This window comes from Klebsiella sp. BIGb0399 (genome assembly GCF_003752615.1).
GTDB classification, from domain to species: domain Bacteria; phylum Pseudomonadota; class Gammaproteobacteria; order Enterobacterales; family Enterobacteriaceae; genus Klebsiella; species Klebsiella lignicola.
The window spans coordinates 322044-339098 of record NZ_RKHT01000010.1 but is presented as its reverse complement, the minus strand read 5'-3'; the positions used below and the strand labels follow the sequence as shown (position 1 = coordinate 339098).

Here is a 17055-nt window from a genome sequence, read left to right as displayed (position 1 = left end):
AGACTTGGTATTCATTTTTCGTCCGAGGACGTTAAGAATCCATGTCACTTTGAGTGCCCACACAGATTGTCTGATAAATTGTTAAAGAGCAGTGCGACGGCGCTTGGCGCTCTGTCGCGAGGTGGCGTATATTACGCTTTCCTCTTTCAGAGTCAACCTCATTTTTCAGAAGTTTTCTCTTTCCGACCCGGCTTACTCTGTGAAGTTGTTCACATTTGCCGTGTCAGTGGGAGCGCATTATAGGGAGTTCTCTTTGGATGGCAAGCGCTAAAATACAAAAAACTTATCAAGCGCTCATTATTTAAACGAAACGGTTATTCCCGCGCTGGCCTGATAACAAAGAAACCCAGATGCCACGCGGCCTGCAGACGTATTCACACTATTTCGCCTCGCAGACAAAAGAACACGTTATCCTTGCTGCTCCCGGTTCTTCTCTCATGGTCATCCATTGCCATACATATATAGCAATGGAAAACGCCCTTCCGCGATGGTGAATTAAGCAGCGGCTTTGACGCATGACAAAGCGCCCGCCACCGACACCTTTCTATAATCAGGCCCGTTTCTTCATGACTGGTGTGAATCTATGGCTTATCAACTGAACATTAACTGGCCCGAGTTTTTAGAGAAGTACTGGCAAAAGCAGCCGGTAGTGTTAAAGCAGGCTTTCCCGAACTTCGTCGATCCGATTACCCCGGACGAGCTGGCTGGCCTGGCCATGGAGCCGGAAGTCGACAGTCGCCTGGTAAGCCTGGTCAACGATCAGTGGCAGGCCAGCAACGGGCCGTTTGAACATTTCGACGGTCTGGGCGAGACCGGCTGGTCCCTGCTGGCCCAGGCGGTGAACCACTGGCATATGCCTGCCGCCGAACTGGTCCGCCCGTTCCGCGTTCTGCCGGACTGGCGCCTGGACGATCTGATGATCTCCTTCTCGGTCCCCGGCGGCGGCGTGGGTCCGCATATCGACCAGTATGATGTCTTTATTATTCAGGGAATGGGCAGCCGTCGCTGGCGCGTTGGGGACAAGCTGCCGATGCGCCAGTTCTGTCCGCACCCGGCGCTGCTGCATGTCGATCCTTTCCCACCGATCATCGATGAAGATCTGGAACCTGGCGATATTCTCTATATTCCGCCGGGATTCCCACACGATGGCATCACCCACGAGACCGCGCTGAACTACTCTGTGGGCTTCCGTGGCCCTAATGGCCGCGACCTGATCAGCAGCTTTGCGGACTATGCGCTGGAAAACGACCTCGGCGGCGAACACTACAGCGATCCGGACCTCACCTGTCGCGAACATCCTGGCCGGGTAGAAGAGTACGAACTCGAACGCCTGCGCACGATGATGATCGACATGATTAACCAGCCGGAAGACTTTACCCAGTGGTTCGGCCGCTTCGCGACCACGCCACGTCATGAGCTGGACGTCGCCCCGGCGGAACCGCCGTATGCTGAAGATGAAATCGTCGATGCACTGGCCGGCGGGGAAAACCTGTGCCGCCTGAGCGGACTGCGGGTGCTGCATATCGGCGACAGCTTCTTTGTGAACAGCGAGCGTCTGGAAACAACCGATGCTCAGTCGCTGGACGCCCTGTGCCGTTACACCACCCTGAGCCAGCAAGAGCTGGGCGATGCGCTGCAGAACCCGGCCTTTGTGACGGAACTGACGCGCCTGATCAACCAGGGCTACTGGTACTTCGAAGAGTAATCCCGCCGTACTACCGCCGGATAGCCGGGAGCCTGATAGCTCCGGCTTCCGGCAGTTACAACTGCTGCGTTGGTAACGTCAGGATAAACCGCGTTGAGCGGCTGTCGGACTCCACCGCCACGCTGCCGTGATGGGCCGTCACAATAGACTTCACGATCGCCAGGCCGATCCCACTCCCCTCGCCGCTGCGCTGGCGGGACGGGTCGACGCGATAGAAACGATCGAACAGCCGGGGCAAATGCTCGGCGGCAATCGGCTTACCGGGGTTTTCCACCACCAGCGTCACCTGCCCCTGGCGTTCATGGATATGGATCGTCACCGCCTGCTGGGCCGGGGTATAGCGAATGGCGTTCGATAGCAGGTTACCGATCGCCCGGCGCAGCATCAGCGGATCGCCGGTCACCCAACCAGCGCTCCCGCTCAGACGCAGCGTCACCGCCTGCTCTTCGGCCCACGCCTCGAAGAAGTCGAACACCTTATTGACCTCATCCACCAGATTCATGGTTTTCTGCTCAGGCGTCAGTTGGTTATTGTCCGCCTGCGCCAGAAACAGCATGTCGCTGACCATCCGCGACATCCGCGAGAACTCTTCCAGATTGGAGTACAGCACCTCTTCCAGCTCTTTCTGATTACGAGTCTGGCTGAGAGCGATTTCGGTTTGCGTCACCAGGTTGGTGATCGGCGTGCGGATCTCATGGGCAATGTCGGCGGAGAAGTTCGACTGGCGCGTAAAGACATCCTCAATACGTTCCAGCATATGGTTAAAAGAGAGCACCAGCCGTTCCAGTTCAACCGGGACACGGCCAGGATCTAAACGCACGTCGAGATCTTTCGAAGTGATGTTCTGAATCTGTCGGCTGACCTGGCGAATGGGTTTGTGCCCCTGATAGACCACGAACAGCACAATCAGGATGATAAGCAGGCTGATCACCGACGCCGCCGACACCAGCTTCGCCTTCAGCTCATTAATATAGTGCAGATGGAAATCGATCGATAAGGCCATCAGCAGGTGATACGCCGGTTTGCCATCCGCCTGCTTGCCGAGGGGCAGCATAATCAGCCGCCAGGCGCGGGTCTGCAGCTGATGATTATCATGGGTCATGACCTGCGGGTGCGGGTCGGTCCACGAGATCACGCTCCCGTCCTGCAGCTGCGCCGCCAGCCCCGGAGTGCGCAGAATATGGCTCAGGTCCGGGCCATTTGGCGACTGGAACAGGATCGTGCCGTTGGCATCATCCAGACAGATAAAGACATTGGCATAGCCATCGATAACGTTTTTCAGGATTTCCAGCCGTCGCGCCTGCGAGTCATCGCCATGATTGAGCACCGTTTCCAGGGTGGTCGCCAGCTGCTTTAAGTCGTGAACGTCGCGCTCTTCAAAGTGCGCTTTGACCGAGTTGATCATTATCCAGGTGAACGCAAAGAACGCCACCACCGTCGCCAGGCTGATAAAAAAGGTCAGCCGGGTCGCCAGCGAAAACGGCCGCTGCAGCCACTTACTCGCCATCCGGCACCTCAAGCATATAGCCGACGCCGCGCACGGTCTGGATAAGCTTCGGCTCAAAATCATTATCTATTTTGGCCCGCAGCCGCTTCACCGCCACGTCGATGGCGTTGGTGTCGCTGTCAAAGTTCATATCCCAGACCTGGGAGGCAATCAGCGACCGGGGCAGTACCTCCCCCTGATGACGCAGGAAGAACTCCAGTAGCGTGAACTCTTTGCTGGTCAGGGTGATCCGCGCGCCGCTGCGGGTTACTTTGCGGCTGGGCAGGTCGACGAATAAATCCGCCGCCTGAAACTGGTTTTCGACGATAGCCGACGCCCCGCGCCGCAGCAGGGTTCTTACCCGCGCCAGCAGTTCGGCAAACGCGAACGGCTTCACCAGATAATCATCCGCCCCCAGCTCCAGCCCCTTGACCCGGTGCTCGACGGTACCCAGCGCCGTCAGCAGCAGAACCGGCATGCTTTTCCCGGCGGCGCGCAGCATTCTGACAATATCCCAGCCGTTCACATCCGGCAGCATAATGTCGAGGATCAGCAGGTCATAATCGCCGGTCATCGCCAGGTGATAGCCGTTCAGGCCGTTATCGGCCAGATCGACGACAAAACCGGACTCCGTCAGCCCTTTGGTCAGGTACTCACCGGTTTTCTTCTCATCTTCGACGATCAAAATCTTCATGACATGCTCCTTCACGCGCCGTTTGTGCGGGTTTCCAATTCTAGTGGAGAGCGACCGGATAGCAATGAATTCTCAGGAAAATGACAGCATTGTCATTTTCCTGTCACGCGTCGAACAGAGGCGGTTTTGTAAAGTACCAGCCATTCAATCATCGCCAAAAAACGACCTGCCCTATGCGCACATTAAAGCTCATCACGCTCAGCGTGGTCTTTGCTCTGACCGGCTGTCTCTCGCTGGCGCCAGAGTACCAGCAGCCGGCCTCGCCGGTGCCGCAGCAGTTCTCGCTCAGCCAGAACAAACTGGTCGCCGCCACTGCCCACTATCAGGATACCGGCTGGCGGACGTTTTTCGTCGACCCGCAGGTCAAATCGCTGATTGGCGAAGCGCTGCTGAACAACCGTGATTTGCGCATGGCGACGCTCAAGGTTCAGGAGGCGCGAGCGCAATATGGCGTCACCGACGCCGACCGCTACCCGCAGCTGAACAGCGCCGCCAGCACCACCTACAGCGGCAAACTCAAAGGCGATACCACCACCAACAGCGACTATCAGGCCGGGCTTAACCTCAGCTTCGATCTCGATTTCTTCGGCCGACTGAAGAACTTAAGCGAGGCCGACCGGCAAAACTATTTCGCCAGCGAAGAGGCCCGCCGGGCGGTCCATATCCTGCTGATCTCCAATGTGTCGCAAAGCTATTTCAACCAGCGCCTGGCCTGGGCCCAGCTACAGGTGGCCCAGGAAACATTGCAGAACTATCAGCAGTCCTACGCCTTTGTGGAGAAACAACTGCTGACCGGCAGCACCAATGTGCTGGCTCTGGAGCAGGCTCGCGGGGTGATCGAAAGCACCCGCGCCGATATCGCCAAACGTGAAGGCGAACTGGCGCAGGCCAACAATGCGTTACAGCTGCTGCTCGGCAGCTATCAGCATCTGCCCGATGACGCGGCCAGCAGCCTGCTTGATATCAACGGCGTGGTCTTACCGCCCGGGCTGTCGTCGCAGATCCTGTTGCAGCGCCCGGATATCTTAGAAGCCGAGCACGGTTTACGCGCCGCCAATGCCAATATTGGCGCCGCACGCGCGGCATTTTTCCCGTCGATAACCTTAACCAGTTCGTTATCCAGCAGCAGCACCGACCTATCGCGCTTATTTAACCCCGCCAGCGGGTTGTGGAATTTCGTCCCCAACATCGAGCTGCCGATTTTTAACGCCGGGCGCAATCAGTCCAACCTCGATCTTGCCGAAATCCGCCAGCAGCAGTCGGTGGTGAATTACGAACAAAAAATCCAGACCGCGTTTAAAGAGGTCGCCGACGCCCTGGCCCTGCGCCAGAGCCTGGCCGACCAAATCAGCGCCCAGCAGCGCTACCTCGCCTCGCTGCAAATCACACTGCAGCGGGCAAGAACGCTCTATCAGCACGGGGCGGTGAGCTACATCGAAGTGCTGGACGCCGAGCGTTCGCTGTTCACCACCCGGCAAACCCTGCTGGACCTCAACTACGCCCGTCAGGTCAACGAAATCGCACTGTTCACCGCCCTTGGCGGCGGATGGGTGGAATAACTTTTTACTTACTCTCAGGAGCATGAATCATGAATCAGGTCACGAAAACGATCGTTTTTGGCTTTCTTTCCGCAGTGATGTTTAGCGCCCAGGCCGCTGAGCACCAGCATGGCGACATGATGAACAGTCAGCCTGCCGCGCAGCAGGCGCAGGCCATCAGCGCCACCGGCGAAGTCAAATCCATTGATATGGAAAGCAAAAAGGTCACCATCGCCCACGATGCCATCCCGGCCGTGAACTGGCCGCCGATGACCATGCGCTTCACCATCACCCCGCAAACCCAGCTCAACGACATTAAAACCGGCAGCAAAGTCGCCTTTACCTTTGTGCAGCAGGGCAACCTCTCCTTATTACAGGACATCCATCTCGCGCAATAACGGCCCACGGAGATAACCACCAATAACGTTGATATGGATAAAGATATGGCATCGTTCACCCGCAAAAACAGTGCGCTAATCATCGGCAGTATGCTGATTGGCGGTCTTATCTCCGCAGGCCTGTATCGCTATTTTTCGCCCCCCGCCGTAGCAGACAGCGCGGTGGCGAGCGGCGAACACGCCGCCCGTAAAGTCTTGTTCTGGTATGACCCGATGTACCCCAACACCCGTTTTGATAAGCCGGGCAAGTCGCCGTTTATGGACATGGACCTGGTAGCAAAATATGCCGATGAAGACGCAGCGGCGTCCAGCACGCCCGGCGTGCGCATCGACCCGACGCAAACCCAAAACCTGGGCTTAAAAACCGAACCCGTGCGCCGCGGACCGCTGCATTTCTCGCAGCTGCTTCCGGCAAGCGTCAGCTTTAACGAATATCAGTTTGTCATTGTCCAGGCGCGCTCGGCGGGGTTTATCGACAAGGTTTACCCTCTGACCGTCGGCGATAAAATCCGCCAGGGCACGCCGCTGGTCGACCTGACGATCCCCGACTGGGTCGAAGCCCAGAGTGAATATTTACTGCTGCGGGAAACCGGCGGCACCGCCACCCAGGTAGAGGGGATCCTCGAGCGCCTGCGCCTCGCCGGGATGCCGGAGGAGGATATTCGTCGCCTCAAAGCGACGCGCAAAATCCAGACCCGCTTCACCCTCAAAGCGCCCATCGACGGCGTGATTACCGCGTTTGATTTACGCAGCGGGATGAACATCACCAAAGATAACGTAGTGGCGAAGATTCAGGGGATGGACCCGGTGTGGATCAGCGCCGCAGTGCCGGAATCTATCGCCTGGCTGCTCAAAGACAGCTCGCAGTTTACGATCTCGGTTCCGGCGTGGCCCGATAAGACCTTCACCATCAGCAAATGGACCATTTTGCCCAGCGCCGATGCCGAGACCCGCACCCTCCAGCTGCGCCTGCAGGTGGACAACCCGGATGAAGCGCTGAAGCCGGGAATGAACGCCTGGCTCCGGCTGAGCACGCAAAGTCAGCCGATGCTGCTGATCCCTTCTAAAGCGCTGATCGATACCGGCACCGAGCAACGGGTGATCACCGTCGATAGCGACGGGCGCTTCGTGCCGAAACGTATCGACGTCTTCCAGCAATCCAACGGCATGACCGCGGTGCGCAGCGGCCTCAGCGAAGGCGAGAACGTGGTCTCCAGCGGCCTGTTCCTGATTGATTCAGAAGCCAATATCTCCGGGGCGCTGGATCGCATGCGCGCGCAGACGCCTGCCGCAACACCAGCAAGTACGGCTCCGGCAAGCGCAGCACCGGCGGCACACGTCCACTGAGGAAATGACAAATGATTGAATGGATAATCCGTCGCTCGGTGGCCAACCGTTTTCTGGTGATGATGGGCGCGCTGTTTCTCAGTATCTGGGGCACCTGGACCATCGTGCATACGCCGGTCGATGCCCTGCCGGACCTCTCCGATGTGCAGGTGATCGTCAAGACCAGCTATCCCGGTCAGGCGCCGCAGATCGTTGAAAACCAGGTCACCTGGCCGCTGACCACCACCATGCTGTCGGTGCCGGGCGCCAAAACGGTGCGCGGCTTCTCGCAGTTTGGCGACTCCTACGTGTACGTGATTTTTGAAGACGGTACCGACCCGTACTGGGCGCGCTCCCGCGTGCTGGAATATCTCAATCAGGTGCAGAGCAAACTGCCGTCGGGCGTCAGCGCCGAGATGGGCCCCGATGCCACCGGCGTGGGCTGGATCTTTGAATACGCCCTGGTCGACCGCAGCGGTAAGCATGATCTTGCCGAACTGCGCTCGCTGCAGGACTGGTTCTTGAAGTATGAGCTGAAGACCATCCCCAACGTCTCCGAAGTGGCGTCGGTGGGCGGCGTGGTCAAAGAGTATCAGATTGTCGTCGACCCGCAGAAGCTGACCCAGTACGGCATCAGCCTGTCGATGGTGAAATCGGCGCTGGATGCTTCGAACCAGGAGGCGGGCGGCTCGTCGGTCGAGCTGTCGGAAGCGGAGTATATGGTACGCGCCAGCGGCTATCTGCAGACGCTGGATGACTTCAACAACATCGTGCTGAAAACCGGCGCGAACGGCGTGCCGGTCTACCTGCGCGATGTCGCCCGCGTGCAAATTGGCCCGGAAATGCGCCGCGGTATTGCCGAACTGAACGGCGAAGGCGAAGTGGCCGGCGGCGTGGTGATCCTGCGCTCCGGCAAGAATGCCCGCGACGTGATCGCCGCGGTGAAAGACAAGCTGGAGACGCTGAAAGGCAGCCTGCCGCCCGGCGTGGAGATCGTCACCACCTACGATCGCAGCCAGCTGATCGACCGGGCGATCGACAACCTCAGCTACAAACTGCTGGAAGAGTTTATCGTGGTGGCGCTGGTCTGCGCCCTGTTCCTGTGGCACATCCGCTCCGCCCTGGTGGCGATTATTTCTCTGCCGCTCGGCCTGTGTATCGCCTTTATCGTGATGCATTTCCAGGGACTGAACGCCAATATTATGTCGCTCGGCGGGATCGCCATTGCCGTCGGGGCGATGGTGGACGCCGCCATCGTGATGATTGAAAACGCCCATAAACGGCTGGAAGAGTGGCAGCATCACCATCCACAGCAAAAGCTCGGTAACGACACGCGCTGGAAAATCATCACCGACGCCTCGGTGGAGGTTGGCCCGGCGCTGTTTATCAGCCTGTTGATTATCACCCTGTCGTTCATCCCGATTTTCACCCTCGAAGGCCAGGAGGGGAAACTGTTTGGCCCCCTCGCCTTTACCAAAACCTGGTCCATGGCGGGCGCGGCGCTGCTGGCGATCGTGGTGATCCCGATCCTGATGGGATTCTGGATCCGCGGTAAGATCCCGGCGGAAACCAGCAACCCGCTCAACCGCTTTCTGATCCGCATCTACCATCCGCTGCTGCTGAAGGTCCTGCACTGGCCGAAAACCACGCTGCTGATTGCCCTGCTGTCGATCCTCACCATCATCTGGCCGCTTAACCGCGTCGGCGGCGAATTCCTGCCGCAGATTAATGAAGGCGACCTGCTGTATATGCCCTCGACGCTGCCGGGGATCTCGGCGGCGCAGGCGGCAGATATGCTGCAGAAAACCGACAAGCTGATCATGACCGTGCCGGAAGTGGCCCGGGTGTTCGGCAAGACCGGTAAAGCGGAGACCGCCACCGACTCCGCGCCGCTGGAAATGGTCGAAACCACCATTCAGCTTAAGCCGCAGGATCAGTGGCGGCCGGGAATGACCATGGAGAAGATTATCGAGGAGCTGGATAAAACCGTGCGCCTGCCGGGGCTGGCGAATCTATGGGTGCCGCCGATCCGCAACCGCATTGATATGCTCTCCACCGGGATCAAAAGCCCGATCGGCATTAAGGTCTCCGGGACGGTGCTGTCCGATATCGACGAGGTCGCCGAACGGATCGAAGTTGTCGCCCGTACCGTGCCGGGCGTCACCTCGGCGCTGGCGGAACGCCTGGTGGGCGGACGCTATCTCAACATCGATATTCAGCGCGAGAAAGCCGCCCGCTACGGCATGACCATCGGCGACGTCCAGCTGTTCGTCTCCTCCGCCATCGGCGGCGCCATGGTGGGCGAAACGGTCGAAGGCGTTGAACGCTACCCGATCAACATTCGCTACCCGCAGAGCTATCGCGACAGCCCGGAAGCCCTGCGCCAGCTGCCGATCCTGACGCCGCTGAAGCAGCAGATCACCCTCGGCGACGTGGCCGACGTGAAGGTGGTGACCGGCCCTTCGATGCTGAAAACCGAGAACGCCCGCCCGGCAAGTTGGATCTACATCGACGCCCGCGATCGCGACATGGTCTCGGTGGTGCACGATCTGCAGCAGGTCATCGCCCAGCAGGTGAAGCTGAAGCCGGGCATCAGCATCTCTTACTCCGGGCAGTTTGAGCTGCTCGAACGCGCTAACCAGAAGTTAAAACTGATGGTGCCGATGACGCTGATGATCATTTTCGTGCTGCTCTATCTGGCCTTCCGCCGTTTTGGTGAAGCCTTGTTGATCATCACCAGCGTGCCGTTCGCCCTCGTTGGCGGGATCTGGTTCCTCTACGCCATGGGGTTCCACCTGTCCGTGGCGACCGGCACCGGGTTTATCGCGCTGGCCGGGGTGGCGGCGGAGTTTGGCGTGGTGATGCTGATGTACCTGCGCCACGCCATTGAGGCCGACCCGACGCTGGAAAATCCGCAGACCTTCAGCGCCGAGCGGCTCGACGAAGCGCTGTATCAAGGCGCGGTGCTGCGCGTGCGGCCAAAGGCGATGACCGTGGCGGTGATTATCGCCGGTCTGCTGCCGATTTTATGGGGAACCGGCGCGGGATCGGAGGTGATGAGCCGTATCGCCGCGCCGATGATCGGCGGAATGATCACCGCCCCGCTGCTGTCGCTGTTTATCATCCCGGCGGCCTATAAGCTGATGTGGCTGTACCGCCACCGGCAGAAACCGCCCGCGTCATCGTAAGCGGCGGATACCAAGAGGGCGTCAACACGGCGCCCTTTTTTATCACCTCGGGACAGCACGGTCGGCTCTCGCAAAAACAGGGGATCGCACTACACTGGTCATCGGATGCCACCACCAGCAGAGGGAGCGCCTTGCAAACCGTTCGTACCGTGCCGTTACCCGGAAATAGCCGGATCGTAAATCTCTTTGCATCACCCGAGCTTGCTGATGCTTTCGCCATCACGCTGCCGCCAGATGCGCCTTCTGATATCAACGCCCTGGCTCATCAGGTCCTGGAGAGGCCACCGCGCTGGTTCAGATGGCTGCTGGCCTGCCGGGATATCATGGTCAAACCCTTTGGCATCCACTCCTCCACGCAAATGCGAGCCGAGCTGGTTGCAGGCGGTATGCCGCACATCGATTTCTTTCCGGTAATCGCCGTAGAGAGTAACGAGCTGATCATCGGCGCCGATGACCGGCATCTGGATTTCAGGATCTCGGTGCTACAGCGTCACTGCGGTGAAGAGAATAAAAGAGAGGTTGTGCTGGCCTCCGTGGTGCATTGCCACAACCGGACCGGGAAGCTTTATATCACGCTGATTGCGCCCTTCCATCGCCTGGTGGTGCGCGCCATGCTTAAGAGAGCGGCGGCACGGGGCTGGCACTAACCACCCGCCGTGCAACGCCAACCGGGGGCCTGCTACCCCCGGCGACGAACGTCAGACGCGTTTTTTCTCCAGCGCTTCCCACAGCCCCATCAGGTAGGTTACCCCTAAGGCGCGGTCGAACAGCCCGTATCCCGGACGCCCGGTCTCACCCCAGATAAAACGGCCGTGGTCGGGGCGAATATACCCGTCAAAACCGTTATCGTGCAGCGCCTGCATCACGCGGTACATATCCAGCGAGCCGTACTGCGAAGGGTGCGCCGATTCGTAGAAGTCTTTGTCTTTAATCAGCTTGATATTGCGCACATGGGCAAAGTGGATCCGCTTGCGGCGCGTAAATTCAGCAAGGATTTCATAGACGTTGTTATTCGGGTCTTCGGCAATTGAGCCGGTGCACAGCGTAATTCCGTTGGCCGGAGAATCGACGGCGTCGCAAATCTTCGTCAGGTCCGCATGGTTTTTAACGACCCGCGGCAGACCGAAAATAGAATACGGCGGATCGTCCGGGTGAATCGCCATTTTCACGCCCACTTCTTCGCAGACCGGAATAATCGCCCGCAGGAAATAGAACAGGTTCTCGCGCAGTTTATCGTCATCCACCCCATCATAGCGGGCGAAGAGTTCCTGCACTTTTGCCAGACGCTCTGGCTCCCAGCCCGGTAACGCAAAGCCGTTGGCGTTATCGAGCACCTCTTTGACCACCTCTTCCAGGCTCTTATCAATGCCGTGCTTTTCGAAGGCCATGGTGAGGGAACCGTCCGGCAGGACGTAATTCATGTCGGTCTTCATCCAGTCAAACACCGGCATGAAGTTATAGCAGATGACCTTTACCCCAAAGCCCGCCAGGTTACGGATGGTTTGCTTGTAGTTTTCGATATAGCGGTCGCGTTCGGGGGTACCAATTTTAATATCGTCATGAATATTAACGCTTTCAATCACTTCCATCGTCAGGCCCGCGTCGTGAGCCTGTTTCACCAGCGCCTGAATTTTGTCGACGGGCCACACTTCGCCGGGAGCCACGTCATACAGCGCCCCCACCACCCCCTCGACACCCGGCACCTGCCGGATATATTCCAGCGGGATTTTATCTTCCTGTGGCCCAAACCAGCGCATTGTCATCTGCATTTCGTATCCACCTTTTCGTTGCGTCAGTGCATCATGTTGATGAGTAAGTACCATACTAGTATTGACTAGCATATGCACTAATACCCCGCCGATCAACCACCCGATAAAAAAAGAGTGCAGCGATGCAAGAAATCTATTTCACGAACGCAACGGGTGAAGGCCCAACTGAGGGAATTATTGTTTTGTTGTTGTAAAAGAAAATAATGAATTTAATTTTTTAGACTTACACCAACACCGTTATTTATTAACAGAAAAATAAATATCACCGCATTTACCCCAGCCCTTAACCTGCCTGACAGGTAATAACATGCGGCAGCTCACATTTTTATTATCACATCTTGTATGGTAGTAGACGTTAAATGAAAAGAGGGTTTACCCTCGTCCTCATTGAATTCCCGTAATGCACCGAACCCCGCCTCACCGCGGGAACCTTTAGCGCAAGCAGCACCGTTTATGGAGTAGGTATGTCGCTGATAAATAATCATTTCATGATAAACAACGAGCCAGGGCAGCGGTTATATTCTGACGTAGCAAAAGCATTGCCGATTATTGATTACCACTGTCATCTTGACGCCAAAGCGATTTGGGAAAATAAACCGTTTCGCGATATCACCCAGCTGTGGCTGGAAGGCGATCATTATAAATGGCGCGCGATGCGGGCCAACGGCATTGCCGAACGGTACATTACGGGACAAGCCAGCGCGGAGGAAAAATTTGCCGCCTGGGCGCAGACGGTCGAATCCAGCTTTGGCAATCCGCTGTATCACTGGACCCACCTTGAGCTGAAACACTATTTTGGCATCGACGACACTCTCAACAGTAAAAACTGGCGCGATATCATGGCGCGCTGTAATGCGCAGTTGCGTCAGGATGATTTTTTACCGCAGGCGCTGATCTGCCGCTCCAACGTCGAAGCGCTGTGCACCACCGACGGCCCGCTCGACGATCTGACCTGGCACCAGCTGCTGGCGACAAAGGCCGATTTCGCCCCCCGGGTTCTGCCCACCTTCCGCCCGGATGAGCTGTTCGACGCCCATCCCGACCGCTTCCTGACGTTTGTCTCGCAGTTGGCGCAGAAAACGCAGCAGACTATCACCTCGCTGGAGACCTTCCTCGCCGCCCTCGAAGCGCGGGTGAGCTTTTTCCACGACGCCGGCTGTCGCGTGTCGGACCACGGGCCGCTGGAGATCCGTTTCCGCCCGCTCGACGCCGCCGGTCAGGCCGCACTGTTTCAGCGTCGGCTGGCAGGCGATGCGCTGACGGAAGACGAATGTCAGGCCTGGGACAGCATGATATTTGTCGCGCTGGCCAAAATGTACAAGCAACGCGACTGGGCCATGCAGATCCACTTTGGCGCCATTCGTAACAACAACCAGCCGATGTTCAATCAGGTTGGCATCAACTGTGGCTTTGACTCCATTGGCGATCAGACCCACCTGGCGCAGAGCCTCAACGCGTTGCTCAACGCCATGGTCGAAAATAACGGCCTGCCTAAAACCATTGTTTATAACCTCAACGCCCGCGACAACGACGTGGTGGCCTCCACCATCGCCAACTTCCAGAGCGGTGAAGACGGCATGAAATCGCCGCTGCAGTTCGGCTCCGGGTGGTGGTTTAACGATACGCGACGCGGCATGGTCAACCAGCTGAACGCGCTGGCCGATCAGGGCTTGCTGGCCAACTTTATCGGCATGCTCACCGACTCCCGCAGCTTTGTCTCCTATACCCGCCATGACTATTTCCGCCGGATCCTCTGCGACCTGGTGGGTGGCTGGGTCGAGCGCGGCGAAGTCCCGGACGATCGCGACATCCTCGACACCATGATCCGCGGAATTTGCGTGGACAACGCCCGCCGTTATTTTCGTTTTTGATCGCCAGAGACAGGGATAAAGCATGACCCGTAAAAACAGAAAGGTAACCATCCCCGTCAGTATCGGCTACGGCCTGACGGACATCATGGGCGGCGGCGCATTTACCGTTATCGGCGCCTGGCTGCTGTTCTTCTACACCACGTTTGTCGGCCTGTCGCCGATTGAAGCGGCGTCGATTGTGGCTATCGCGCGGATCGTGGATGCGGTCGTGAGCCTGTTTATGGGCAGCTTCACGGACCACTTTTATAAAAACTATCTCGGTAAGAAATTTGGCCGTCGCCGGTTCTTCCTGCTGATCGGCGCCCCGCTGATGCTGGTTTACACCCTGCTGTGGCTGGACGGCATGAATTACTGGTTCTATCTGGCGGTGTATCTGGCCTTTGAGATCATCGCCGCCATGGTGCTGATCCCGTGGGAGACGCTGCCTTCAGAGATGACCAAAGATTTTAATGGCCGGACCAAGCTGTCCACCTGCCGCATGTTCCTGTCGGCCTCCGGGACCTTTCTGGCGACCTTTATTCCTGGCCTGCTGATTGCCGCGCTGGGGGAAAACAACGCCGATGCGTATCTGATCAACGGCGTGGTGTTTGCCGTGATGTTTATGATCTGCGTATTTATTTCGTGGAAAGTGACCTGGGAACGCGAGCTGACGCCGGAGATGCTGGCGGAACTGGAAAAAGAGCAGAAGCCGACGAGCGGCGCTGAAAAACTGGCGGCCTTTGGCAACCTGTTCAAGGAGTATGCTTCAACCCTGAAAGTCCGTGCGTTCCGTAAGCACCTGGCAATTTATCTGTTCTCCTTTACGGCGAAAGATGTCTACAACACCGTGTTCGTCTTCTTCTGCGTCTACTGCCTGCAGGTCTCCTCTTCACTGGCGGGTTCGCTGCTGTCGATGAGTATTGTCGGGCTGCCGGTGACCCTGGCGGCGGGCGTGGCAATCATTAAGTATGGCCCTTCCCGGCTGTATGTTTTCGCCTACTGCCTGATGCTGCTGTGCCTCGGCGGCTTCTTCCTGGTGTATCAGTTCCCGACCGACAACAAGGTCATGCTGTTGGTGATCCTCGCCGGCGTGTACCAGGTTGGCCGCTGCGTGCTGGAATTTACACCGTGGAATGTCTTCCCGTTTATTCCCGATATTGACGAGATGATCACCCGCCAGCGTCGTGAAGGGCTGTTTGCCGCCGTGATGACCTTCTCGCGGAAAACGACGGTCGCCATCGCCACCTTTGCCGTGGGCCTGCTGTTGCAAAGCGGCGGCTTCGTGAAAGGCAGCCTGACGCAGCCGCAGGAAGCCATCAACACCATCGCCACGCTGCTGTTTGCCGGAACCGCCGTGCTGCTGCTGATTGCGTTGTGGCAGGCGCTGACCTTCCATCTGAACAAGCGCACGCACAAGATTTTTGTCGATGAGATTGAGCGCCTGAAGGCCAACGGTCTTAAGCAGGAAGTGACGCCTGAAGCACGCCATGTGGTTGAAGACCTGACGGGTTATCGCTATGACACGCTGTGGTGCGACACGCCGCCGGAGCGGGCAAAGGCGGGAGAACCCACCACCGTTCTCAACTGACAAGCGCCTGCTGCCGCACGGCTCAGTACTACAAGCAAAAAAGCCGGTGTATCGCCCTCTCGCGAACACCGGCTTTTTACTGCCCCGGAGCGTGAGCCCACCGGGGGAAACGCGAGCTACTGCACCATCTTCTGTGTTTTTTCGACGTCTTTCAGACCGCCTTCATTGATGGCGTGCTTATACCCCAGCTCCTGCAGCATTTTTTCCGCTTTACCGGACTGGTTGCCGGTATTGCAGTACAGATGCAGCGTGTCGTCTTTATCTTTGGTGACTTCGCCAATGCGTGCTTCCAGCTGCTTCAGGGGAATGTTTGTCGCCCCTTCCACATGTGTTTCCTGATACTGGTCGGGAGTGCGGACATCAATCCAGTGTTCAGCGGCCCACAATGACGTGGAGGCCATGAGCAGAGCGCCCGTTACGATCGTTTTTTTGACTGTCTGACCCAGAGTAAACATCACGGTAGTTCTCCTTTTTTGTTTTTCCTGACATCGGCAGCCATAGTAGGTGAAATTATTCCTGCAGTTCTTTGACCTCATCTGGAAAATGACGAGAAACTGTTCAGGAACCTCGCACGGGTTGCATTTCAGAGCAAATAGCCATAATTCATTCATGGATTATATGCATGTGTAAAAGCGAGTAAAAAAAGCAGGGAGAGTGGAAGCCGGGGATAAAATGGCTATGCTTAAAGATAACGTCACGTTGTAATTCATTGATTTTATTTCCAGGGAGTAGATATGGGGTTCTGGAGAATTGTATTGACGATTATTCTGCCGCCGCTCGGCGTGCTATTAGGTAAAGGCTTCGGCTGGGCATTTATTCTGAATATTGTGCTGACCCTGCTGGGCTACATCCCCGGCCTGATTCATGCTTTCTGGGTACAAACGCGCGATTGATCCACGTTACCTGTACGGCGCAGCAGCGCCGTTTTTATTTGTTCGGTGATACCTGGCCTGCCCGCGGTTTATATTCACTTCATTTATTCTTCAAAATATATCCAGCCGCATTGTCATTTTTATTTAACTCTGAAAACAAGGCAGAAGGTTCTTATTATGTTTTGTTTTCAGCTGGACTTTATTTTTAGTACTGGATAAATTTACAGGTGTTATTTAGTCGCGATATGAACGTGTGACTGCACGCCCACATCGCTCATCACCATCACTATTTATAGAGAATAGCCATTATGACTGATGTGGATTGTATTTCAGATTCAGGTGAACCAGAAGTATTGCCAAAAAATAAGCGCCAGTTAACCGTGGGTTATGTGCGTCGTTTTGCCGACCACAGCCGCCTTGCGGCGTTGACCATGAGCGGCAAGTGGCTGGAGGCCGCCGGGTTTACGACGGGCACTAAAGTGGATGTGCGCGTGATGGACGGCTGCATTGTGCTGACGGCAATTGACCCCGAGCCGGAACTGGAAGCGGCAATGCGCCGGGTTGAGAAGCTGTCGGCGAGAAAGCAAAAGCAGGTTCAGGAGTTTATTGGGGTGATTGCGGGGAAAGGCGCGCGGGCGTAA

The 17055-nt window shown here is 57.1% G+C and carries 14 protein-coding genes; 10 read left to right on the top strand and 4 right to left on the bottom strand.

What is annotated here, in order from left to right; translation table 11 throughout:
• Window positions 1-583: 583 nt before the first annotated feature.
• A complete protein-coding gene (locus EDF82_RS24040) occupies window positions 584-1705 on the top strand; it encodes a cupin domain-containing protein (RefSeq protein WP_123757964.1) in 1122 nt (373 codons plus the stop codon).
• A gap of 55 nt (window positions 1706-1760) precedes the next feature.
• Here the strand turns inward: EDF82_RS24040 and EDF82_RS24035 are convergent, their stop codons facing one another.
• Both EDF82_RS24035 and EDF82_RS24030 read right to left on the bottom strand, forming a co-directional pair.
• A complete protein-coding gene (locus EDF82_RS24035) occupies window positions 1761-3212 on the bottom strand; it encodes a Cu(+)/Ag(+) sensor histidine kinase (RefSeq protein ID WP_123757963.1) in 1452 nt (483 codons plus the stop codon).
• Window positions 3202-3885: a copper/silver response regulator transcription factor gene (locus EDF82_RS24030; protein WP_123757962.1), complete on the bottom strand. Its 684-nt coding sequence runs from the start codon at window positions 3883-3885 to the stop codon at window positions 3202-3204. Before EDF82_RS24030 ends, EDF82_RS24035 begins: the two co-directional genes overlap by 11 nt.
• A 173-nt stretch (window positions 3886-4058) precedes the next feature.
• Between EDF82_RS24030 and EDF82_RS24025 the strand changes: the two genes are divergently transcribed.
• The 5 genes from EDF82_RS24025 to EDF82_RS24005 all read left to right on the top strand — a co-directional run bounded on the left by EDF82_RS24025 (window position 4059) and on the right by EDF82_RS24005 (window position 10982).
• The gene (locus EDF82_RS24025; RefSeq protein WP_123757961.1) at window positions 4059-5444 is read left to right on the top strand and encodes an efflux transporter outer membrane subunit; all 1386 of its coding nucleotides are present in this window, start codon (window positions 4059-4061) and stop codon (window positions 5442-5444) included.
• A 29-nt stretch (window positions 5445-5473) separates the two neighbouring features.
• A complete protein-coding gene (gene cusF, locus EDF82_RS24020; RefSeq protein ID WP_123757960.1) occupies window positions 5474-5821 on the top strand; it encodes a cation efflux system protein CusF in 348 nt (115 codons plus the stop codon).
• A gap of 45 nt (window positions 5822-5866) precedes the next feature.
• Window positions 5867-7168: an efflux RND transporter periplasmic adaptor subunit gene (locus EDF82_RS24015; protein ID WP_123757984.1), complete on the top strand. Its 1302-nt coding sequence runs from the start codon at window positions 5867-5869 to the stop codon at window positions 7166-7168.
• A gap of 11 nt (window positions 7169-7179) precedes the next feature.
• On the top strand, window positions 7180-10335 hold the full coding sequence (locus tag EDF82_RS24010; protein WP_123757959.1) for a CusA/CzcA family heavy metal efflux RND transporter: 3156 nt from the start codon (window positions 7180-7182) through the stop codon (window positions 10333-10335).
• 131 nt (window positions 10336-10466) lie between these two features.
• A complete protein-coding gene (locus EDF82_RS24005) occupies window positions 10467-10982 on the top strand; it encodes a DUF2867 domain-containing protein (protein WP_154145354.1) in 516 nt (171 codons plus the stop codon).
• A 51-nt stretch (window positions 10983-11033) separates the two neighbouring features.
• On the opposite strand, the gene uxuA is transcribed toward EDF82_RS24005, so the two are convergent.
• A complete protein-coding gene (uxuA, locus tag EDF82_RS24000) occupies window positions 11034-12104 on the bottom strand; it encodes a mannonate dehydratase (RefSeq protein WP_123757957.1) in 1071 nt (356 codons plus the stop codon).
• Between the two features lie 464 nt (window positions 12105-12568).
• Here uxuA and uxaC point away from each other — a divergent pair, with 464 nt between their 5' ends.
• Both uxaC and EDF82_RS23990 read left to right on the top strand, forming a co-directional pair.
• Window positions 12569-13975 carry a glucuronate isomerase gene (gene uxaC / locus EDF82_RS23995; RefSeq protein ID WP_123757956.1) on the top strand — a complete coding sequence of 469 codons (1407 nt, stop codon included), beginning with the start codon at window positions 12569-12571 and terminating at the stop codon, window positions 13973-13975.
• 22 nt (window positions 13976-13997) lie between these two features.
• Window positions 13998-15542 (top strand): MFS transporter, encoded by a 1545-nt coding sequence (locus tag EDF82_RS23990; protein ID WP_123757955.1) that lies wholly within the window; start codon window positions 13998-14000, stop codon window positions 15540-15542.
• Window positions 15543-15658: 116 nt separating this feature from the next.
• Here EDF82_RS23990 and pspE read toward each other — a convergent pair whose 3' ends face one another.
• Window positions 15659-15997 carry a thiosulfate sulfurtransferase PspE gene (pspE, locus tag EDF82_RS23985; RefSeq protein WP_123757954.1) on the bottom strand — a complete coding sequence of 113 codons (339 nt, stop codon included), beginning with the start codon at window positions 15995-15997 and terminating at the stop codon, window positions 15659-15661.
• A 279-nt stretch (window positions 15998-16276) separates the two neighbouring features.
• Here pspE and EDF82_RS23980 point away from each other — a divergent pair, with 279 nt between their 5' ends.
• Together EDF82_RS23980 and symE are read left to right on the top strand one after the other, a co-directional pair.
• Window positions 16277-16435, top strand: coding sequence for a YqaE/Pmp3 family membrane protein (locus EDF82_RS23980; protein ID WP_015585265.1), 159 nt, complete (start codon window positions 16277-16279; stop codon window positions 16433-16435).
• A gap of 287 nt (window positions 16436-16722) precedes the next feature.
• Window positions 16723-17055: an endoribonuclease SymE gene (gene symE, locus EDF82_RS23975; protein ID WP_123757953.1), complete on the top strand. Its 333-nt coding sequence runs from the start codon at window positions 16723-16725 to the stop codon at window positions 17053-17055.